Genomic DNA, 16,049 nt, shown 5'->3' with positions numbered 1-16,049 from the left:
ACCATGCCCCATCCAGACTTCAAGCCGCTCTCGCTGATGTCCGCCAGCCCGGTTGCCACGACAGCGGACCCTTGGACGCCGCTGCCCTATGCCGACGTGCCGCGCTACGACGCGCGGAACCTTCTTGCGCATTGGCCCCGCCTGCACGCCGGCCACGCCGTGCCGCCGCCGGCCGAGGGACACCCGCTGGCCGAAGGCTGGGCGCTGTACCACAACGGTGAGTTCCAGCGCGCCGCCGCGCTCGGCCTGCTGCACGGCGCAGAAGGCCTGGTGCTGGCCAACCAGGCCACCGCCATCTATGCCAACTACCTGGAGCCGCGCGAATCGGTCCGGCTTTCGATGTTCCGCCAGGTGATCGAGCGCGCTGGCGCGCAGGTTGCCTCCGATCCCGGCAACTGCCACGCGCTCTACTGGCAGGCCTATGCGCTCGGCCGCTACAGCCAGGGAATCAGCGTGGCGCGCGCGCTGGCGCAGGGCCTCGGCAGCAAGCTCAAGGGCGCACTCGAACGGGTGATCGAGCTGCAGCCGGACCATGCCGACGCGCACATCGCGCTGGCCGCCTTCCATGCCGAGGTGATCGACAAGGTGGGCGCGCTGGTCGGCCGCATGACGTACGGCGTGCGCGCCGAGATGTCGGTCGAGCTGTTCGAGCGCGGGCTCGAGCTGCACCCCCACTCGTCCAGCGCGCTGATGGAGTACGGCCGCGCGCTGCTCATGCTGCGCGGCGACGCCTACCTGGGCGAGGCCACGCAGCTGTACGAAAAAGCCGCGGCACTGCTGCCCGCGGACGCCAAGGAACGGCTCGACGTGGAGCTGGCGCGGGCGGGGCTGTCGGACTGAGCACCGCCCCTCGACGGGCGCCACCGGTACTGCCGGGTACCGCGCACTTTAAGATGTGGCCGTTCGCTTTTTCAATTCCTATTTTTCACCGCCATGTCTGACCTCAACGCCCAATTCGAAACTGCCCAGGCCAATTCCAAGCTGCTGGCGGAGCGCCCCGACAACCCGACGCTGCTCAAGATCTACGGCCTCTTCAAACAGGCCACCGAAGGCGACAACACCGCCAAGAAGCCCAGCTTCAGCGACATCGTCGCGCGCGCCAAGTGGGACGCCTGGACCGCGCAAAAAGGCCTTGGCGCCGACGAAGCCAAGCAGAAATACATCGACCTGATCGAATCGCTGCGAGGCTGACCCCCACCCATTCGACCGCTCAGCCGACGATCCCGCGCGCGTGCAGCGCGGCGATCTGCTCGGCGCTGAGGCCGATCTCCTTCAGCACGGCATCGGTGTCCGCGCCCAGCGCGGGCGCGTTGTGCCGATGGCTGGCCGGCGTGAGCGACAGCTTGGGCACGAAGCCGGGCACCGCGAGCGCGCTGCCATCGGCCATCTGCACCTGCTGCAGCATGCCGCGCGCGGCATAGTGCGGGTCGGCGGCAATATCGGCGATGGTGTAGATGCGCCCGCCCGGCACCTGGGCCGCGGCCAGCGCGGCCAGCACCTCGTCCACCGTGCGCTGCGCGGTCCAGTCGCCGATGGCGGCGTCGAGCCTTTCCACCTGCGCCACCCTGCCCGTGTTGCCGGCCAGCGCCGGATCGGCGGCGAGGTCGGGCCGGCCGATGCATTCCATCAGCCGGCGAAAGATGCTGTCGCCGTTGCCCGCCACGATGGCATAGCCGCCGTCGGCGCAGCGGTAGGCGTTGGTGGGCGCAATGCCGGGCAGCGCGCTGCCGGCCGCCTCGCGCACCGCACCGAACGCCCCGTATTCGGGCAGCAGGCTTTCCATGCAGTTGAAGACAGCCTCGTAGAGCGCCACGTCGACCACCTGGCCCCTGCCCTTCGGATGCTCGGCGCTGACGGTGGCATGGCGGTGCTGCATTGCCATCAGCACGCCGATCACGCCGTGCAGCGATGCCAGCGTGTCGCCGATCGACACGCCCACGCGCACCGGCACGCGGCCGGGCTCGCCCGTGAGGTGACGCAGCCCGCCCATCGCCTCGGCCACCACGCCGAAGCCCGGCCGGTCGCGGTAGGGGCCGGTCTGGCCATAGCCGCTGATGCGCAGCATCACGAGCGCGGGATTGCCGGCCAGCAGCTCGTCGGGGCCGAGGCCCCAGCCTTCCATCGCGCCGGGGCGGAAGTTCTCGATCAGCACGTCGGCCTCGGCCGCCAGCTGCCGCACGATGGCCTGCGCTTCGGCCTGGCGCAGGTCGAGCGCGAGCGAACGCTTGTTGCGCGACTGCACCTGCCACCAGACCGAGGTGCCGTTCTTCAGCAGCCGCCATGTGCGCAGCGGATCGCCGGCGCCGGGCGGCTCGATCTTGATCACCTCGGCGCCGAAGTCGGCCAGCGTGCGCGCGGCGAAGGGGCCGGCGATCAGTTGCCCGAGTTCGATCACCTTGAGTCCGGCCAGCGGGCCCGCGGCGGTCGGCGCAGCGGGGAAAGAAGAGGTGTTCGTCATGGCGCCAGAGTGTGCCGTGCCGCCGCCGGCCTTCGCTCTGGTGGCGAACCGTGGCGCTTCGATGATCGGCGGCTAGACCATCGCCTGAAGAACCCGCTCACGCGAAGCGCGTGCCGCCTTTGGGAGCTTCGAGCAGCGCATCGAGGTTGCGCGAGATCTTCTGCTCGATCTGCTGGCTGAAGCTCGCGAACAGAAAACCCAGCGTCGCCTCCAGCTTGAAGGTGCGGGCCGTGACCTCCACCGTGCCGTCGATGCCCGCGCGGCTGAACTGCGCCAGGTCGCGGTCCTTGCCTTCGGTGTAGGTGCATTCCAGGCCGTAGTCCTGCTCCACCTGCTGGATCCACTGGCGCGCGACCTCGCGGGCGCTGGCAATGCCCAGCGCGTGGTTTCGTTCGATAAGGATGTCAGGCACCGTGATCTTCTCCGTTGTTGTCGTGACTTGAATTCGTCTGCTGGATTCCGGTGGCCGTTTGCAATGCGTGCCGCCGCTCATCGGTGGTCGGCAATGCGGCGATGCGGCGAACCTCCTTGTAGAAGCGCGGCCAGTTGCGGCTCTCGCGTTCGAACAGCGCCTCGAAGGCGGGAACCAGGTCGTCGTAGGCAGCCTGGGCTCCAAAGGCGGCATTGTTCGCGCGGGCCACCCAGCCATCGTAGGCGCCTTGGCGCGGGCCCTGCCATTCTGCGCGAAGCCTTGCGTAGCGCTCGCGGAAATCGTCCATGGCCGCTTTCTTCATGGCGTCGACCGCCGCCCAATCGCCCGCCTTGGCCTCCTTCGATTCGTACGCCTGGTTCAGCGCGCGGCGCGTATCGAGCGCCAGTGCGCGAAACTGCCGGCGCTGGGCGTCGAAGCGCGCGTACTCGCTGCGCGCCGTCTCGCTGGCCTCGCGCTGCAGCCACATCGCACCGCCGATGCGCTCCACTGCCGTGGCATACGACTCGTTGAAGACCGTGTCGCCGGGCACGTAGAGCACCTGGTGCGCGAGCTCGTGAAACACGATGCGGGCCAGTTCGCCTTCGGGATAGCCGATGAAGGTGGAAAGCAGCGGATCGCCGCCGGCCCAGTTCATCCACCCCAGCGTGGAATACGCGGGCACCGGGTACACCGCCGTTTCCATGCCCTTGCCCCGCTGCGCGTCGGCTTCGGCCCTGGCCGCGGCCTCGTCGTAGTAGCCGCGGTAGCCCACGCAACCCGCCACCGGGAAGCACCAGTTCTTGAGCATGAGCGAATACGGCGGCGCGGCCACCACGTTCCACACGGCCGCGGGTCGGCGCAGGTCGGCGTACGACTTGTAGCTGGGGTTGTCGGGCAAGCCCAGCTCGGTCACGGCAAAGCGCCGGATGCGCTGCGCGAGTTCGAGCTTGGCCTTGAGCGGCTCGGAAACGGCCGGGTCCGCGAGCCATTCGGGCACCGGCTTGGCGACCCGCATGATGCCGATGTGACCGTTGGCCGATTGCCAGTAGTAGCCCAGGTCGGCGCAGCCGCCGAGCAGCAACAGCGCGGCGGCGGCTGCGGTGAATGCGGGCGCGGCCCTCACGCCAACCCGCCCCCCGCGGGCGAAGGAACGAGACGCTCGACCTGCACCAGGCAGTCGTAGAAGGTCGGGCCGCGGCCGATGTCGGTCAGGCGCTGGCTGGTGAGCTGGTTGACGTTGGTGCCGTCCATGCCGAGCTTGCGCCACCAGATGCCCATGCCGTGCACCACGCCGGGCCGCGCGCGGCGCGAGACTTCGGCGCGGCAGCGGTGCTCGCCGCGATGGTTGAAGACGCGCACGGTGGCGCCGTTCTCGATGCCGCGCGCGGCGGCGTCGGCCTCGTGGATCTCGAGCAGCGGCTCGCCCTCGATGGCGCGCAGGCTCGTCACGTTGACGAACGTCGAATTGAGGAAATTGCGCGCCGGCGGCGAGATCATGGCCAGCGGAAACTCGGCGGAGCTGCCCGCCGCTTCGTAGTTGGGCACGTGGTCGGGCAGCCCGTCCATGCCTTGCGCCTGGAGCCGCTCGCTGAAGAATTCGCAGCGGCCCGAAGGTGTCGGAAACTTGCCGTCGGCAAAGGGTGCTTCAGGCAGCTTCAGGCTGGTGAAGCCCTGCGCCAGCAGCTGCCCGTAGTCGATCACGCCCGGCGCAAACGCGCTGCGGCACAGCGTCTCGTCGTCGTCCGAGAAGCAGGGCTCGTCGAAGCCCATGCGGCGCGCGAGTTCGCGAAACACCCAGGCGTTGCTGCGCGCCTCGCCGCGCGGCGCCACCGCGGGACGGTTCAGCAGCACGTCGGTGTGGCCGTAGCTGCAGTGGATGTCCCAGTGCTCGAGCTGGGTGGTGGCGGGGAGCAGGTAGTCGGCGTAGTCGGCGGTGTCGGTGCGGAACTGCTCCAGCACTACCGTGAAGAGGTCTTCGCGCGCGAAGCCCGCCACCACCTTGCCCGACTCGGGCGCCACCGCGACCGGGTTGCTGTTGTAGACCACGATGGCCTTCACCGGCCTGGCCTCGTCGAGCAGCGCATCGCCGATGGTGCTCATGTTCACGGTGCGCGGCTGGCGGCCCGCGAGCAGGTCGGGGCGCTGCAGCGCGGCGCGGTCGGCCGGAAAGTGGCCCGAACTGCTCAACAGGAGCCCGCCGGCCCGGTCGCGCCAAGCGCCCACCAGCGCGGGCAGGCAGGCGATGGCACGCGCCGCGTTGCCGCCGCCGCGCACGCGCTGCATGCCGTAGTTCAGGCGGATCGCGGCCGGCCTGGTGGTGCCATAGGCCTCTGCCAGCGCCACGATCTGCGCCTCGGGCACGCCGCACACGGCGGCGGCGCGCGCAGGCGGCCACTGCAGTGCGCGCTCCCGCAACTGCTCCCAGCCCAGCGTGTGGCTGGCGATGTAGTCGTGGTCGAGCCAGTCGTGCACGATGAGTTCGTGCATCAGCGCCAAGGCCAGCGCGGCATCGGTGCCGGGCAGCAATGCGATGTGCTCGTCGCACTTGTCGGCGGTTTCGGTCTTGCGCGGATCGATGCACACCAGCCGCGCGCCGGCGCGCTTGGCGGCCTGCGCATGGCGCCAGAAGTGCAGGTTGCTGGCAATGGAGTTGCTGCCCCAGATCAGGATCAGCTTCGCCTCGGCGAAGAATTCGATCCGCATGCCGACCTTGGCGCCCAGCGTGTGGACCATCGCTTCGCCGCCCGCCATGGAGCAGATGGTGCGATCCAGCAGCGAGGCGCCCAACTTGTGGAAAAAACGACGGTCCATCGACTCGCCCTGGACCAAACCCATGGTGCCGGCGTAACTGTACGGCACAATTGTGTCTGGATTTGTCTGCAATGCGCGAAGATGCGCGGCGATGTCGTCAAGCGCGGCCTCCCAGCTCACGGGCTCGAACTGGCCGCTGCCCTTGGGGCCGGTCCGTTTCAGGGGCTGAACGAGCCGCTCGGCATGCTCGTTGCGTTCGATGTAGCGCGAGACCTTGGTGCAAAGAACGCCAGCCGTGTGCGAATGGGCCGGATTGCCCTGCAGCTTCACGGCCACGCCGTCCTGGACGGTGGTGACAAGGGCGCAGGTATCCGGGCAGTCGTGCGGACACGCGCCCAGAACCACGGAAGTTGGGGTGGGGAGAACAGCTGTTGTGGAGACCGGGGCATCGACCATCCGGCAAGTCTAAAGTTTTCCAGGTTTGGCGCGCCAGCGCGCAAAAAAGAGGTTTTCACCATGATGAATCGCAGACATTTTTCCGTTGCCGCGGGCGCGGCGGCGCTGGGCGGCTTCCAGCTGGCCAGGGCACAGGGCGAAACGCCGCTCGTGCTGGGCCAGTCGGCCCCGTTCACCGGGCCGGCCGCGCAGCTCGGCATCCAGTTTCACCAGGGCGCCAAGCTGTTCCTGGACCAGTACAACGCGCAGTCCGGCCGGCGCGCGGTGGTGATCAAGAACCTGGACGACGGCTACGAGCCCGACCGCTGCGCCGCCAACACGCAGAAGCTGATCGAAGAGGACGTGTTCGCGCTCTTCGGCTATATCGGCACGCCCACCAGCCTGGCCGCGCTGCCGCTGGCGGTGAAGGACAAGGTGCCCTTCATCGCGCCGTTCACCGGTGCGATGTCGCTGCGCGAACCGTTCCACAAGAACGTGTTCCACCTGCGCGCCTCGTACAACGACGAGACCGCGCTCATCGTGAAGCAGCTCACCCACCTCCACCTGAAGAAGATCGCGGTCTTCTACCAGAACGACGCCTACGGCAAGGCCGGGCTCGACGGCGTGACCCTGGCTCTTTCGCAGCAGGACCTGAAGCCGGTGGCGCTGGCCACGGTGGAGCGCAATTCGGTCGACGTGGCGGCGGCGGTGAAAAGCATCGTGGCCGCAAAGCCCGATGCGGTGGTCCAGGTGGGCGCCTACAAGGCATGCGCCGCCTTCATCCGCCAGGCGCGCAAGGCGGGCTACGGCGGCACGTTCTTCAACGTGTCCTTCGTGGGCACCCAGGCGCTGGCCGACGAACTTGGCAAGGAGGGCGCGGGCGTCATGGTGACGCAGGTGGTGCCCTCGCCCTACAACCCGGCCAACGCGATCACGCGCGAGTTCAGCGACGCGGTGAAAAAAGCCGGTGCCAGCGCCAGCGCCAATTTCTCGAGCATGGAAGGCTACCTTGCCGCCAAGGTGCTGACCGAGGGCCTGCGCCGCGCGCCGGGCAAGGCCACGCGCGACAGTCTCATCACGGGGCTCGAAAGCATCGACCGGCAGCAGTTCGGCGGCTTCGAGGTGTCTTTCTCGGCCAAGAATCACGTGGCATCGAAGTTCGTCGAACTGTCGATGATCACGGCCGACGGCCGGGTCAGGACCTGATCCCCGGCCCCGCCGGCTTCAGGCGCCCAGGCCGTCCACGGCCTGGAACATGGCCTGGCGGGCCTGGCTGACGACCTGGCCGCGCCAGGCGTCGGTGTCGGTGTAGAAGGCCTCGTGCATGCGCGCGCGGATGCCGTCGGCCAGGTCGGCCGGCGCCTCGGGGTGCTTGTGCAGCCAGTGGTCGGCGCGCAGGGCGTTCATCACATCCAGCAGCGGCAGCGTGCCGTACTCGAGCGCAATGCCGGTGTACTCGGCCGCCGGGCACTCCTGGTACACCGCTTCGCACATCAGGCCGCGCAACGGCGCCGAGGTGGAGGAGCCGTCGTAGATCGACGTGACCGGCGCCGCGGGCGTGCCCCACCAATCGTTGGCGCGGGCATGGGCCGCCTTGTCGTCCTTGCCGGCAAAGATGCGCTCGCCGATGCCGCTCGGGCCGAGCCCGGTGTGCAGGTCGATCCAGCCCAGCCGGCGGGCGCCGCCCGCATGGCGTCGCAGCACGTTGCGCAGCGTCTTGTTGCCCCAGGTCTCGGCCTTGCCGCCAAAGAAGAGCCCGTCGTCGAACTGGTATTGCCCGCCGCTCACGGCGGCCTGGAATGCGGCGACGCCGTGCTTGCCGACCCACTTCTCCAGGGCCGCCTGGTTTTCCGGCGTGGGCGGCCAGGTCTCGGGCACCAGCAGCGGATGCAGCTTGGCGTAGGCTTCGTTGGCGGGCAGCGGCTTCGAGAAATCGACGAAATTGCGGTTCAGGTCGACGCCTTCGTGCGTGACGCGCCGCCCGAACGAAAAGCCGTGCGGATTGAGCGCGTGCACATAGAGCACCGCCACGCCCTGGGCGCGCGCCTTCTCGCGCCATTCGGCGTCGTGCAGCGCAAACACCTGCACGCCGCTGCCGCAATGGCCTTCGGCGCCGTGGCAGGCGCTGGAGACGATCAGCAGGCGCTCGGCATTGGCAGCGCCGTCGAGCGCCACGTCCATCGAGAGCTCTTCGCCGTCCTGCCCCTTGCCCGGATGCGCATGCGGCTCGACCGCAAGGCCGGCACTCACGCAGGCCCGCAGGAACTTCTGGCGCGCCTGCGCGTAGCGGGGCGAAAACGCCTCGCCGATGCCGATCAAGGCGCTGCTCCCCCGGGTTCCAGGAATTGCTCGGCCAGTTGCACCCAGCAGGTGGCGCCCAGCGGAATCAGGTCGTCATTGAAGTCGTAGCTCGCGTTGTGCAGCGTGCACGGCCCTTCGCCGTGGTGCACGTCGCGGTGCGCACCGTCGCCGTTGCCGATGAAGGCATAGGCGCCGGGCTTGGCCTGCAGCATGAAGGCGAAGTCTTCCGAGGTCATGGCGGCCTCCTGCCGCAGCACGTTCTCGGCCCCCACGATCCCGCCCATCACGCGGCGCGCAAAGTTGGCTTCGGCCTCGGTGTTGATGGTGGGCGGGTAGTAGCGCTCGAAGCGGAAGTCGCAGGTCGCGCCATGCGCGGCGCAGATGTGCTCGGCGATCAGCTTCATGCGCGCCTCGATCATGTCGAGCACTTCGATCGAGAAGGTGCGCACCGTGCCCGTCATCTCGCAGTTGTCGGGGATCACGTTGTTGATTTCACCCGCATGGATGGTGGTGACCGAGATCACGGCCGAGTCGGTCGGCTTCATCTTGCGCGTGAGAATGGTCTGGAACGCCTGCACGATCTCGCAGGCGATCGGCACCGGGTCGATGCCGGTCTGCGGCAGCGCGGCATGGCCGCCCTTGCCGATGACGTTGACGTAGAACTTGTTGCCCGAGGCCATCACCGGTCCGGGGCTCACCGCGAACTGGCCGGCCTTCATGCCGGGCCAGTTGTGCATGCCGAACACGGCGTCCATGGGGAACTGCTCGAACAGCCCTTCCTTGATCATCTCGCGGGCACCGCCGCCGCCCTCTTCGGCCGGCTGGAAGATCAGGTAGACCGTGCCATCGAAATTGCGGTGCTTTGCGAGGTGCTGCGCCGCGGCCAGCAGCATGGCGGTATGGCCGTCGTGCCCGCAGGCGTGCATCTTGCCGTGGTGCTTGCTGGCGTGGGCGAAGGTGTTGAGCTCGGTGACGGGCAGCGCGTCCATGTCGGCGCGCAGGCCGACGGCGCGGCTGCTGGTGCCGTTCTTGACGATGCCAACCACACCGGTGGTGCCCAGGCCGCGGTGAATGGGAATGCCCCACTCGGTGAGCTTGCCTGCCACCACGTCGGCGGTGCGGACTTCTTCGAAGCAGAGTTCGGGATGGGCGTGGAGGTCACGTCGGACGGCGGCGATGCCGGCCGCCTGCGTGACGAGCGAATCGATGAGTTTCATGGGGGCACAGTCTAGGCTTTGCAAAGACCTCCGCAAAGACCGTGCCGGGCAAACCCCCAGGCCGTACTCAGCGACCGAGGCTCTTCAGATACTCGGCGCGCGCGGCGATCGCGGTGTCGGTGAAGTCGGTGAAAACGCCGTCCACGCCCAGCTTGTAATACACGCCATACTCGTTCTTGCCGTCCTTGTTGTAGTCGGCCGCGAGCCGGCGCGACTCGTTGCGGAAGGTAAACGGGTGCACGAAAAGCCCCGCCTTGTGGGCATCGGCAATGAGCGTGGTGGGCGCGATGGAGGTGGCGTCGGCGTCGTTGATCTTGCCGTCCTTGTTGACGTCCACCGGCTTGCCGTCGGCGCCGATGGTGCCCTTGACGCTCACGATGTAGCGCTTCCAGGGGCCGATGCCGTCGGCATAGGTCTTGATCTCGGCCAGGCCCGCGGGCGTGACCATGGCGTCGAAGTTGCGCTTGTCGCCGGCCTTGGTCCAGTCATAGGGGCGGTCGCTCGGCACGGCAAAGGTCACGGCGCCGGTCTTCAGGTCGACGCTGTCGCCATCGATCAGCTGGATCAGCCGGGTATTGAGGCCCTTGCTCTTCATGTACTTGAGGCTGCCCGGCTCGAAGGACTGCACGTAGATGGGCGCGGTCTTGCTGTTCCAGCCGGCGGCGTTGATGGCCGCGATGACCTTGTCTTCCATCGGCAGCCCGAGGTCGCGGAAGTAGGTCGGGTTCTTGGTCTCTGGGTAGATCGCGATGGTGCGGCCGGTTTCCTTCGACTTGGCCTTGGCGAAGTCGATGATCTCCTGGAAGGTCACGACCTTGAACTTGCCATTGAACTCCTGCGGCCGCTCGGCGTCGGTCGAGATGCCGCCCAGCGTCTTGATCTCGGCCAGCGTGAAGTCGTTGCTGAACCAGCCGGTCTGGGTTTCGCCGTCGACCTTGATGGTCTTCTTGCGCGAGGCGAAGCGGGGGTGCTTGGCCACGTCGGTGCTGATGGCCAGGTTGGGGTCATGGCGGGCGATGATCACGCCGTCCTTGGTGGAGACCAGGTCCATCTCGATCACGTCGGCGCCGAGTTCGATGGCGCGCGCATAGGATTCGAGCGTCTGCTCCGGCAGCAAGCCGGAAGCGCCGCGATGCGCGATGACCAGCGGCGGCTGGCCGTCGAGCGTCTGCAGCTTCCCGGACGAGCCGGGGCCGGTGGTGCTGCAAGCCGCCAGGCAAAGGGCGGCGGTCGCGGTGAGGGCGATCTGAACAGTGCGCATCGTCTTTTTCTCCATCCAAAAGAGGCGCAGGGTACCCGCTCCGCATGACAGCAAGGGCGCTCGGCGGCGCGGGGCACCGACTTCTTGGACAATCTGTTGCATGCCCCATACGCTTTCCCCTCAAAGCCTCGCACTGGCCCAGACGCTGGTGCGCATGAACACCGTCAGCGCAAACAGCAACCTCCAGCTGATCGACCTCGCGCAAAGCCACCTGGCCGCCCTGGGCGTGAAGAGCCGCATCACCTACAACGCCGAACGCACCAAGGCCAACCTGTTTGCCACGCTCGGCGAAGGCAAGCCGGCCGGCGTCATCATTTCGGGCCACACGGACACGGTGCCCTGGGACGGGCAGGACTGGAGCGTCGACCCACTCTCCGCCACGGTGAAGGACGAGCGCCTCTACGGCCGCGGCTCGGCCGACATGAAGAGCTTCATCGCGATTGCGCTGTCCAATGCCGGGCGTTTCCTGGAAAGCGATTCGCCCTTCGCGGTGCACTTCGCCTTCAGCTATGAAGAAGAGATCGGCTGCTTCGGCGTGAAGGAACTCATCGCCGACATGCGCGACGCCGGCATCAAGCCCATCGCCTGCATCGTGGGCGAGCCCACCAGCATGGTGCCGGCCATCGCGCACAAGGGCGTGTACCGCTACCGCTGCTGCGTGCGCGGCAAGGAGGCGCATTCGTCGCTCACGCCGCACTCAGTCAATGCCATCGAGATGGCGGCGCGCGTGGTCGGCAAGGTGCGCGACATGGCCGAAGGCTTCGAGCGCAGCGAGCCGCGCTACGAGGGCTTCGACGTGCCCTTCAGCACCGCGAGCGTGGGCCAGTTCCACGGCGGCATTGCCGACAACGTGGTGCCGCGCGATGCCGAGTTCCGCTATGAATTCCGCGACCTGCCGACGGCCGACGCAAAGAAGATGCAGGACGAGGTCGTCTCCTATGCCGGCAGCCTCGAAGCGTCGATGAAGAAGGTGGCGCCCGATGCGGGCTTCCGCTTCGAGACCATCTGCGAGATTCCGAGCTTCCTCGGCGCGGCGGGCGATCCGGTCACACAGCTCGCGCAGCGCCTCTCGGGCGAAGAGCGCACCACGCTGGTGGCTTTCGGCACCGAGGCGGGCCTGTTCAAGAACGCCGGCATCCCCACCGTGGTGTGCGGCCCGGGCAGCATCAACCAGGCGCACCAGCCCGACGAGTTCGTGAGCCTCGAGCAGCTGGGGCGCTGTGAGCTCTTCATGGAGCGCCTCGCCTCGACGCCGAAGATCGGCTGATGGCGGCGCTCACGGGCTCGCATCGGACCGCATGAAGCGCGTCGCGCTCGGCCTGCTGTGCGCCGCCGCGCTGCTTTATGCGCTGGCCAGCGCGCTGCACGGGCTGCACCCGGCCTGGGGCTACGTGGCCGCCTTTGCCGAGGCCGCGATGGTCGGCGCCATTGCCGACTGGTTCGCGGTGGTGGCGCTGTTTCGGCATCCGCTCGGCTTGCCGATTCCGCACACCGCGATCATCCCGAGCAACAAGGATCGCATCGGCGCCAAGTTGGCGGGCTTCATCTGCAACAACTTCCTGAGCACGGCGCAGGTGCTTGCCAAGCTGCGGCAGTTCGATGCGGCCGGCCGGCTGGCCGACTGGCTCGCGCGCCCGGCCAGCGGCGAGAAGCTCGGCGAATGGGGCGTGGCGGCGGCGCGCTACGGCCTTTCCGCATTCGACGACGAGCGCGTGCGCGCCTTCATGGGACGCGCCGCCGCGGCAGGCCTCGGGAAGATCGACCTCTCTCGCCTGATGGGCCAGGCGCTGGACGCCCTCACGGCGGGCGGACGCCATCAGGCGCTGCTCGACGACGTGCTGCAGCAGGTGGCCGGCCTGCTCGATGGAGAAGAGGTTCAGTCGCACATCACGGAGGCCATTGCGCGCGAGATCAAGACGCTGCGCTACGTGGGCCTGGACCAGGTGGCGGCCAAGCTCGCGACGCGCAAGATCGTGGCGGCCGTGGCGCGCACCATCGCCGAACTGGCGGCCGAGCCCGACCACCCCATGCGCAAGCGCTTCGATCACTTCGTGGACGACTTCGTGGTGCGGCTCAAGCTCGACCCCGAGTTCCAGCAGCGCGGCGAGCAGATCCGCGCCGAGCTGATGGCGCACCCCGCGCTGGGCGACTACCTGCATGGAATCTGGGGCGAGCTCCTGGCCTGGCTGCATGACGATCTCGGCCGCGGCGATTCGACGATCCGCCGGCGCATCGCGTCGATGGCGGGCGCACTGGGCCAGCGGCTGCAGGCCGACGAGGCGATCCGCCACTGGATCAACGAGCAGATCGAAGCGGCCGCGCCGCTGGCCATCGAGCGCTATCGCGAGGACATCCGCCGCTACATCGAGGAGCGCGTCGGCGAATGGAACGCGAGCGAGATGACCGACGAGCTGGAGCGCCACATCGGGCGCGACCTGCAGTTCATCCGGATCAACGGCACGCTGGTGGGCGGCTTGGTGGGGCTCCTGATTCACACGGTGACGCAGCTGCTGCGCGGGTGAACAGTGCGCGGATGCGGGTAATCCGCAGCGAACGAAAGTGCGCATGTCCCGGGAGAGATTGCGCCGCCTCCCCGTCCTCCTTCTAGACTGCTCGCGCATCCACCAGAAGGAGAAGACATGTCCCGTCGCCCGTTTTGCGCCGCCGCGCTGATTGCCATGTTCGCGCTGCTGGGCGCCTGCGGAAGCCTCGCACCGAAGCCGCCGCCCACCAGGCCCGCGTCGTGGTCCGAGCCCGAAGCGCTGGTGCCGCCGTCCTCGTTCGCAGGGGTTCATGGGCTGACCATCGACCAGAAGGGCCGGCTGCTCGCAGGCTCGGTGCTCGGCAATACGCTGTGGGAAGTCGACCGCAACACCGGCGCCGCCAAGGTCCTGGTCGACGCGCCGGAAGGCCAGGCCGACGACATCGCGGTCGGTCCCAAGGGCGAGCTGGCGTGGACCAACTACCTCATGGGCATGCTGCGCTACCGCGAGAACGACGGCGCGCCGATGCGCGTGCTCGCCAAGGACCTGCCCGGCCTCAACTCGCTGGACTTCGACCGCCGCAACCACAAGCTCTACGCCTCGCAGGTGTTTTTGGGCGATGCGCTGTGGGAGATCGACCGCATGGGCCAGAAGCCGCCGCGGCTCATCAAGAAGGACATGGGCGGTTTCAACGGCTTCGAGGTCGGCCCGGACGGCATGCTCTACGGCCCGCTGTGGTTCAAGGGCCAGGTGGTGAAGATCGACCCGGCCAACGGCAACATGACCGTGATCGCCGACGGCTTCAAGATTCCCGCGGCCGCCAACCTCGACGGCAAGGGCAACCTCTGGGTGGTCGATGCGCGCAGCGGCGAGCTGGTGCGGGTCGACCTGGCCAGCGGCCGGAAGACCGTCGCCAAGCAGTTGCGCCCCTCCCTCGACAACCTCGCCATCGCGTCCGACGGCACGATCTACGTGTCGAACATGGCGAACAACGAAATCCAGGCCTTCGACCCCGCCACCGGAGCGCTGCGCACGCTCACCAGCGGCAAGCTCGCGGCGCCGGCCGGCCTCAAGATCGACGGCCACACGCTCTGGGTGGCGGACGTGTTCGGCTTCCGCCAGGTGAACGTGCGTACCGGCGAAGTGCGCGACGTGTTCCGCATGCAGCGCGATCCCGAGCTCGACTACCCCTTCGCGATCGGCGTCTCGGGCACGCTCTTCGCGCTGACCTCGTGGTTCACGGGCACGGTGCAGTTGGTCGATCGCCAGACCCTCAGGACCGTGGAAACCATCCACGGACTGAAGGCGCCTTTCGATGCGATCCCCATGCCCGATGGCAGCGTGATCTATGCCGAGATTGCCACCGGCACCATCACCCGCGCGCGAGGCCTTCGCTTCGCGGAGAAGCAAGTGCTCGCCAGCGGACTGGGCGGGCCGGTGCAGATGATCGTCGGGCGGGACGGGGCGCTCTACGTGACCGAGGCGGCCGGCAAGCTGACCCGCATTCCGCTTGACGCCAGCGCCCCGCTGCGCGCCGTTGCCGAGGGTCTGGCCTTGCCCGAGGGCGTGGCGCAAACGCCCTGGGGCAGCTTCATCGTGGCCGAAAGCGCGGCGCGCCGGCTGGTGGAAATCGACCCCGCCAACGGATCGCGCCGCACGGTGGCGGAAAACCTGCCGATCGGGCTGGCCGCCAGCCCCGGCTTGCCGCCGCCTTACGTGGTCACAGGGGTCGCGGTGGGCAGCGACGGAACCATCTACATGTCAGCCGACCGGAACAACGCGATTTATCGGATCCGCCCGAAAAACTGAGGCGCCGACAAGGCATGAAGAAGTGATTTACTTTTAAAAACAAGTATTACAAACTCCTCGGCGGGCGTCTCGTTACACCTTTTGGCCAGCCGGCCGTCGGCGGCGAGTCGTTCTCTTTGGAGATAAAAACATGACTCCCCTCGTCGTAGGCCAACTGCTGTCGCCCGAGTATTCGCTCGGGCTGGTGGCACTCTCGTTCCTCATCTCGTTCGCAGGTTCCCTGGTGGCGCTGATCTGTGCGGGGCGCATGGTTGGCGCCGACGGCAAACCCAATCTCGCGGTCGTGGCGTGCGCCGCGGTGGCGCTGGGGGGCATTGGCATCTGGTCGATGCATTTCATCGGCATGCTGGCGTACCGGCTGCCGGTCGGCATTTCGTACAACGTGCCGCTGACCGTGGTGTCGCTCGTGGCAGCCATCCTGATCTCGGGCATTGCGCTGTACCTGGCGGGCGGCCGGCGCAAATTCAGCAAGACCGGCTGGCTGGCCGGCAGCCTGCTGGCCGGCGTGGGCGTCTGCGTGATGCACTACATGGGCATGTTCGCAATGAACATGCGCGCTTCGATGGACTTCGACCCCACCATCGTGGCGCTGTCGGTGGCCATTGCGATCACCGCGGCCGGCGCGGCCCTGTGGCTGGCCTTCAACCTGCGCCGGCTGAGCCACCAGATCGCCGCCGCCGCGGTGATGGGGGTTGCCGTCTGCACCATGCACTACGTGGGCATGAGCGCCGCCAGCATGATCTGCATCGCGGCCGCGCCCACCGATGCACTGGCCATCGGCGGCAACTACATGGGCCTGACGGTGTTCGGCACGGCCGGTGCGGTGCTGATCTTCATCTACTGGGTGATCACGGGCTCCAGCCTGGACGCACCCGCTGCGCCGCAGCGGGCCCGCACCAGCTAATTGGCGCAAGCCGGGCGC

General features: G+C 67.9%; 14 protein-coding genes. 7 read left to right on the top strand and 7 right to left on the bottom strand.

From position 1 onward, the window contains the following. Positions 1 to 3 precede the first annotated feature (3 nt). Positions 4 to 840 carry a tetratricopeptide repeat protein gene (locus ACJ7Z0_RS18035; protein ID WP_431125617.1) on the top strand — a complete coding sequence of 279 codons (837 nt, stop codon included), beginning with the start codon at positions 4 to 6 and terminating at the stop codon, positions 838 to 840. A gap of 93 nt (positions 841 to 933) precedes the next feature. Further along, positions 934 to 1,191, top strand: coding sequence for an acyl-CoA-binding protein (locus tag ACJ7Z0_RS18030; protein ID WP_431125619.1), 258 nt, complete (start codon positions 934 to 936; stop codon positions 1,189 to 1,191). A gap of 19 nt (positions 1,192 to 1,210) precedes the next feature. Here ACJ7Z0_RS18030 and ACJ7Z0_RS18025 read toward each other — a convergent pair whose 3' ends face one another. The 4 genes from ACJ7Z0_RS18025 to ACJ7Z0_RS18010 form a co-directional block, all read right to left on the bottom strand. After that, positions 1,211 to 2,458 carry a CaiB/BaiF CoA transferase family protein gene (locus ACJ7Z0_RS18025; protein WP_434790929.1) on the bottom strand — a complete coding sequence of 416 codons (1,248 nt, stop codon included), beginning with the start codon at positions 2,456 to 2,458 and terminating at the stop codon, positions 1,211 to 1,213. Between the two features lie 97 nt (positions 2,459 to 2,555). Continuing rightward, positions 2,556 to 2,870 (bottom strand): polyhydroxyalkanoic acid system family protein, encoded by a 315-nt coding sequence (locus ACJ7Z0_RS18020; RefSeq protein ID WP_431125623.1) that lies wholly within the window; start codon positions 2,868 to 2,870, stop codon positions 2,556 to 2,558. Next, a complete protein-coding gene (locus ACJ7Z0_RS18015) occupies positions 2,863 to 3,993 on the bottom strand; it encodes an aminopeptidase (protein WP_434790928.1) in 1,131 nt (376 codons plus the stop codon). Before ACJ7Z0_RS18015 ends, ACJ7Z0_RS18020 begins: the two co-directional genes overlap by 8 nt. Continuing rightward, on the bottom strand, positions 3,990 to 6,077 hold the full coding sequence (locus tag ACJ7Z0_RS18010) for a molybdopterin-containing oxidoreductase family protein (RefSeq protein WP_434790927.1): 2,088 nt from the start codon (positions 6,075 to 6,077) through the stop codon (positions 3,990 to 3,992). The genes ACJ7Z0_RS18015 and ACJ7Z0_RS18010 overlap by 4 nt, the downstream gene beginning before the upstream one ends. A 60-nt stretch (positions 6,078 to 6,137) precedes the next feature. Here ACJ7Z0_RS18010 and ACJ7Z0_RS18005 point away from each other — a divergent pair, with 60 nt between their 5' ends. Next, on the top strand, positions 6,138 to 7,262 hold the full coding sequence (locus tag ACJ7Z0_RS18005) for an ABC transporter substrate-binding protein (RefSeq protein WP_434790926.1): 1,125 nt from the start codon (positions 6,138 to 6,140) through the stop codon (positions 7,260 to 7,262). An 18-nt stretch (positions 7,263 to 7,280) separates the two neighbouring features. On the opposite strand, the gene ACJ7Z0_RS18000 is transcribed toward ACJ7Z0_RS18005, so the two are convergent. The 3 genes from ACJ7Z0_RS18000 to ACJ7Z0_RS17990 form a co-directional block, all read right to left on the bottom strand. After that, a complete protein-coding gene (locus tag ACJ7Z0_RS18000) occupies positions 7,281 to 8,375 on the bottom strand; it encodes a M14 family metallopeptidase (RefSeq protein WP_434790925.1) in 1,095 nt (364 codons plus the stop codon). After that, a complete protein-coding gene (locus ACJ7Z0_RS17995) occupies positions 8,372 to 9,574 on the bottom strand; it encodes a M20 aminoacylase family protein (protein ID WP_434790924.1) in 1,203 nt (400 codons plus the stop codon). The genes ACJ7Z0_RS18000 and ACJ7Z0_RS17995 overlap by 4 nt, the downstream gene beginning before the upstream one ends. Positions 9,575 to 9,641: 67 nt before the next feature. Beyond that, positions 9,642 to 10,835 (bottom strand): glycerophosphodiester phosphodiesterase, encoded by a 1,194-nt coding sequence (locus ACJ7Z0_RS17990; protein ID WP_434790923.1) that lies wholly within the window; start codon positions 10,833 to 10,835, stop codon positions 9,642 to 9,644. Positions 10,836 to 10,935: 100 nt separating this feature from the next. Here ACJ7Z0_RS17990 and argE point away from each other — a divergent pair, with 100 nt between their 5' ends. From argE to ACJ7Z0_RS17970, 4 genes are all read left to right on the top strand, one after another. Further along, entirely contained in the window at positions 10,936 to 12,102 is a 1,167-nt protein-coding gene (gene argE, locus ACJ7Z0_RS17985) for an acetylornithine deacetylase (RefSeq protein ID WP_431125637.1), read from the top strand. A gap of 31 nt (positions 12,103 to 12,133) precedes the next feature. After that, on the top strand, positions 12,134 to 13,357 hold the full coding sequence (locus ACJ7Z0_RS17980; protein ID WP_434790922.1) for a DUF445 domain-containing protein: 1,224 nt from the start codon (positions 12,134 to 12,136) through the stop codon (positions 13,355 to 13,357). Positions 13,358 to 13,474: 117 nt separating this feature from the next. Continuing rightward, positions 13,475 to 15,127 (top strand): Vgb family protein, encoded by a 1,653-nt coding sequence (locus ACJ7Z0_RS17975; protein WP_434790921.1) that lies wholly within the window; start codon positions 13,475 to 13,477, stop codon positions 15,125 to 15,127. Positions 15,128 to 15,257: 130 nt separating this feature from the next. Further along, entirely contained in the window at positions 15,258 to 16,031 is a 774-nt protein-coding gene (locus ACJ7Z0_RS17970; RefSeq protein WP_434790920.1) for an MHYT domain-containing protein, read from the top strand. Positions 16,032 to 16,049: the final 18 nt, after the last annotated feature.

The sequence above is a fragment of the Variovorax palleresanus genome, assembly GCF_051144945.1.
In the GTDB taxonomy this organism is placed as follows: domain Bacteria; phylum Pseudomonadota; class Gammaproteobacteria; order Burkholderiales; family Burkholderiaceae_C; genus Variovorax; species Variovorax paradoxus_S.
The sequence above is the reverse complement of the archived record's forward strand: the minus strand, read 5'-3'. Positions and strand labels throughout refer to the sequence as shown.

What these genes read in the sequence shown, in the direction of transcription:
- ACJ7Z0_RS18035 (WP_431125617.1), top strand. Translation starts at nt 4, where the DNA reads ATGCCCCATCCAGACTTCAAGCCGCTCTCGCTGATGTCCGCCAGCCCG.
- ACJ7Z0_RS18030 (WP_431125619.1), top strand. Translation starts at nt 934, where the DNA reads ATGTCTGACCTCAACGCCCAATTCGAAACTGCCCAGGCCAATTCCAAG.
- ACJ7Z0_RS18025 (WP_434790929.1), bottom strand. Translation starts at nt 2,458, where the DNA reads ATGACGAACACCTCTTCTTTCCCCGCTGCGCCGACCGCCGCGGGCCCG.
- ACJ7Z0_RS18010 (WP_434790927.1), bottom strand. Translation starts at nt 6,077, where the DNA reads ATGGTCGATGCCCCGGTCTCCACAACAGCTGTTCTCCCCACCCCAACT.
- ACJ7Z0_RS18005 (WP_434790926.1), top strand. Translation starts at nt 6,138, where the DNA reads ATGATGAATCGCAGACATTTTTCCGTTGCCGCGGGCGCGGCGGCGCTG.
- ACJ7Z0_RS17995 (WP_434790924.1), bottom strand. Translation starts at nt 9,574, where the DNA reads ATGAAACTCATCGATTCGCTCGTCACGCAGGCGGCCGGCATCGCCGCC.
- ACJ7Z0_RS17990 (WP_434790923.1), bottom strand. Translation starts at nt 10,835, where the DNA reads ATGCGCACTGTTCAGATCGCCCTCACCGCGACCGCCGCCCTTTGCCTG.
- argE (WP_431125637.1), top strand. Translation starts at nt 10,936, where the DNA reads ATGCCCCATACGCTTTCCCCTCAAAGCCTCGCACTGGCCCAGACGCTG.
- ACJ7Z0_RS17980 (WP_434790922.1), top strand. Translation starts at nt 12,134, where the DNA reads ATGAAGCGCGTCGCGCTCGGCCTGCTGTGCGCCGCCGCGCTGCTTTAT.
- ACJ7Z0_RS17975 (WP_434790921.1), top strand. Translation starts at nt 13,475, where the DNA reads ATGTCCCGTCGCCCGTTTTGCGCCGCCGCGCTGATTGCCATGTTCGCG.
- ACJ7Z0_RS17970 (WP_434790920.1), top strand. Translation starts at nt 15,258, where the DNA reads ATGACTCCCCTCGTCGTAGGCCAACTGCTGTCGCCCGAGTATTCGCTC.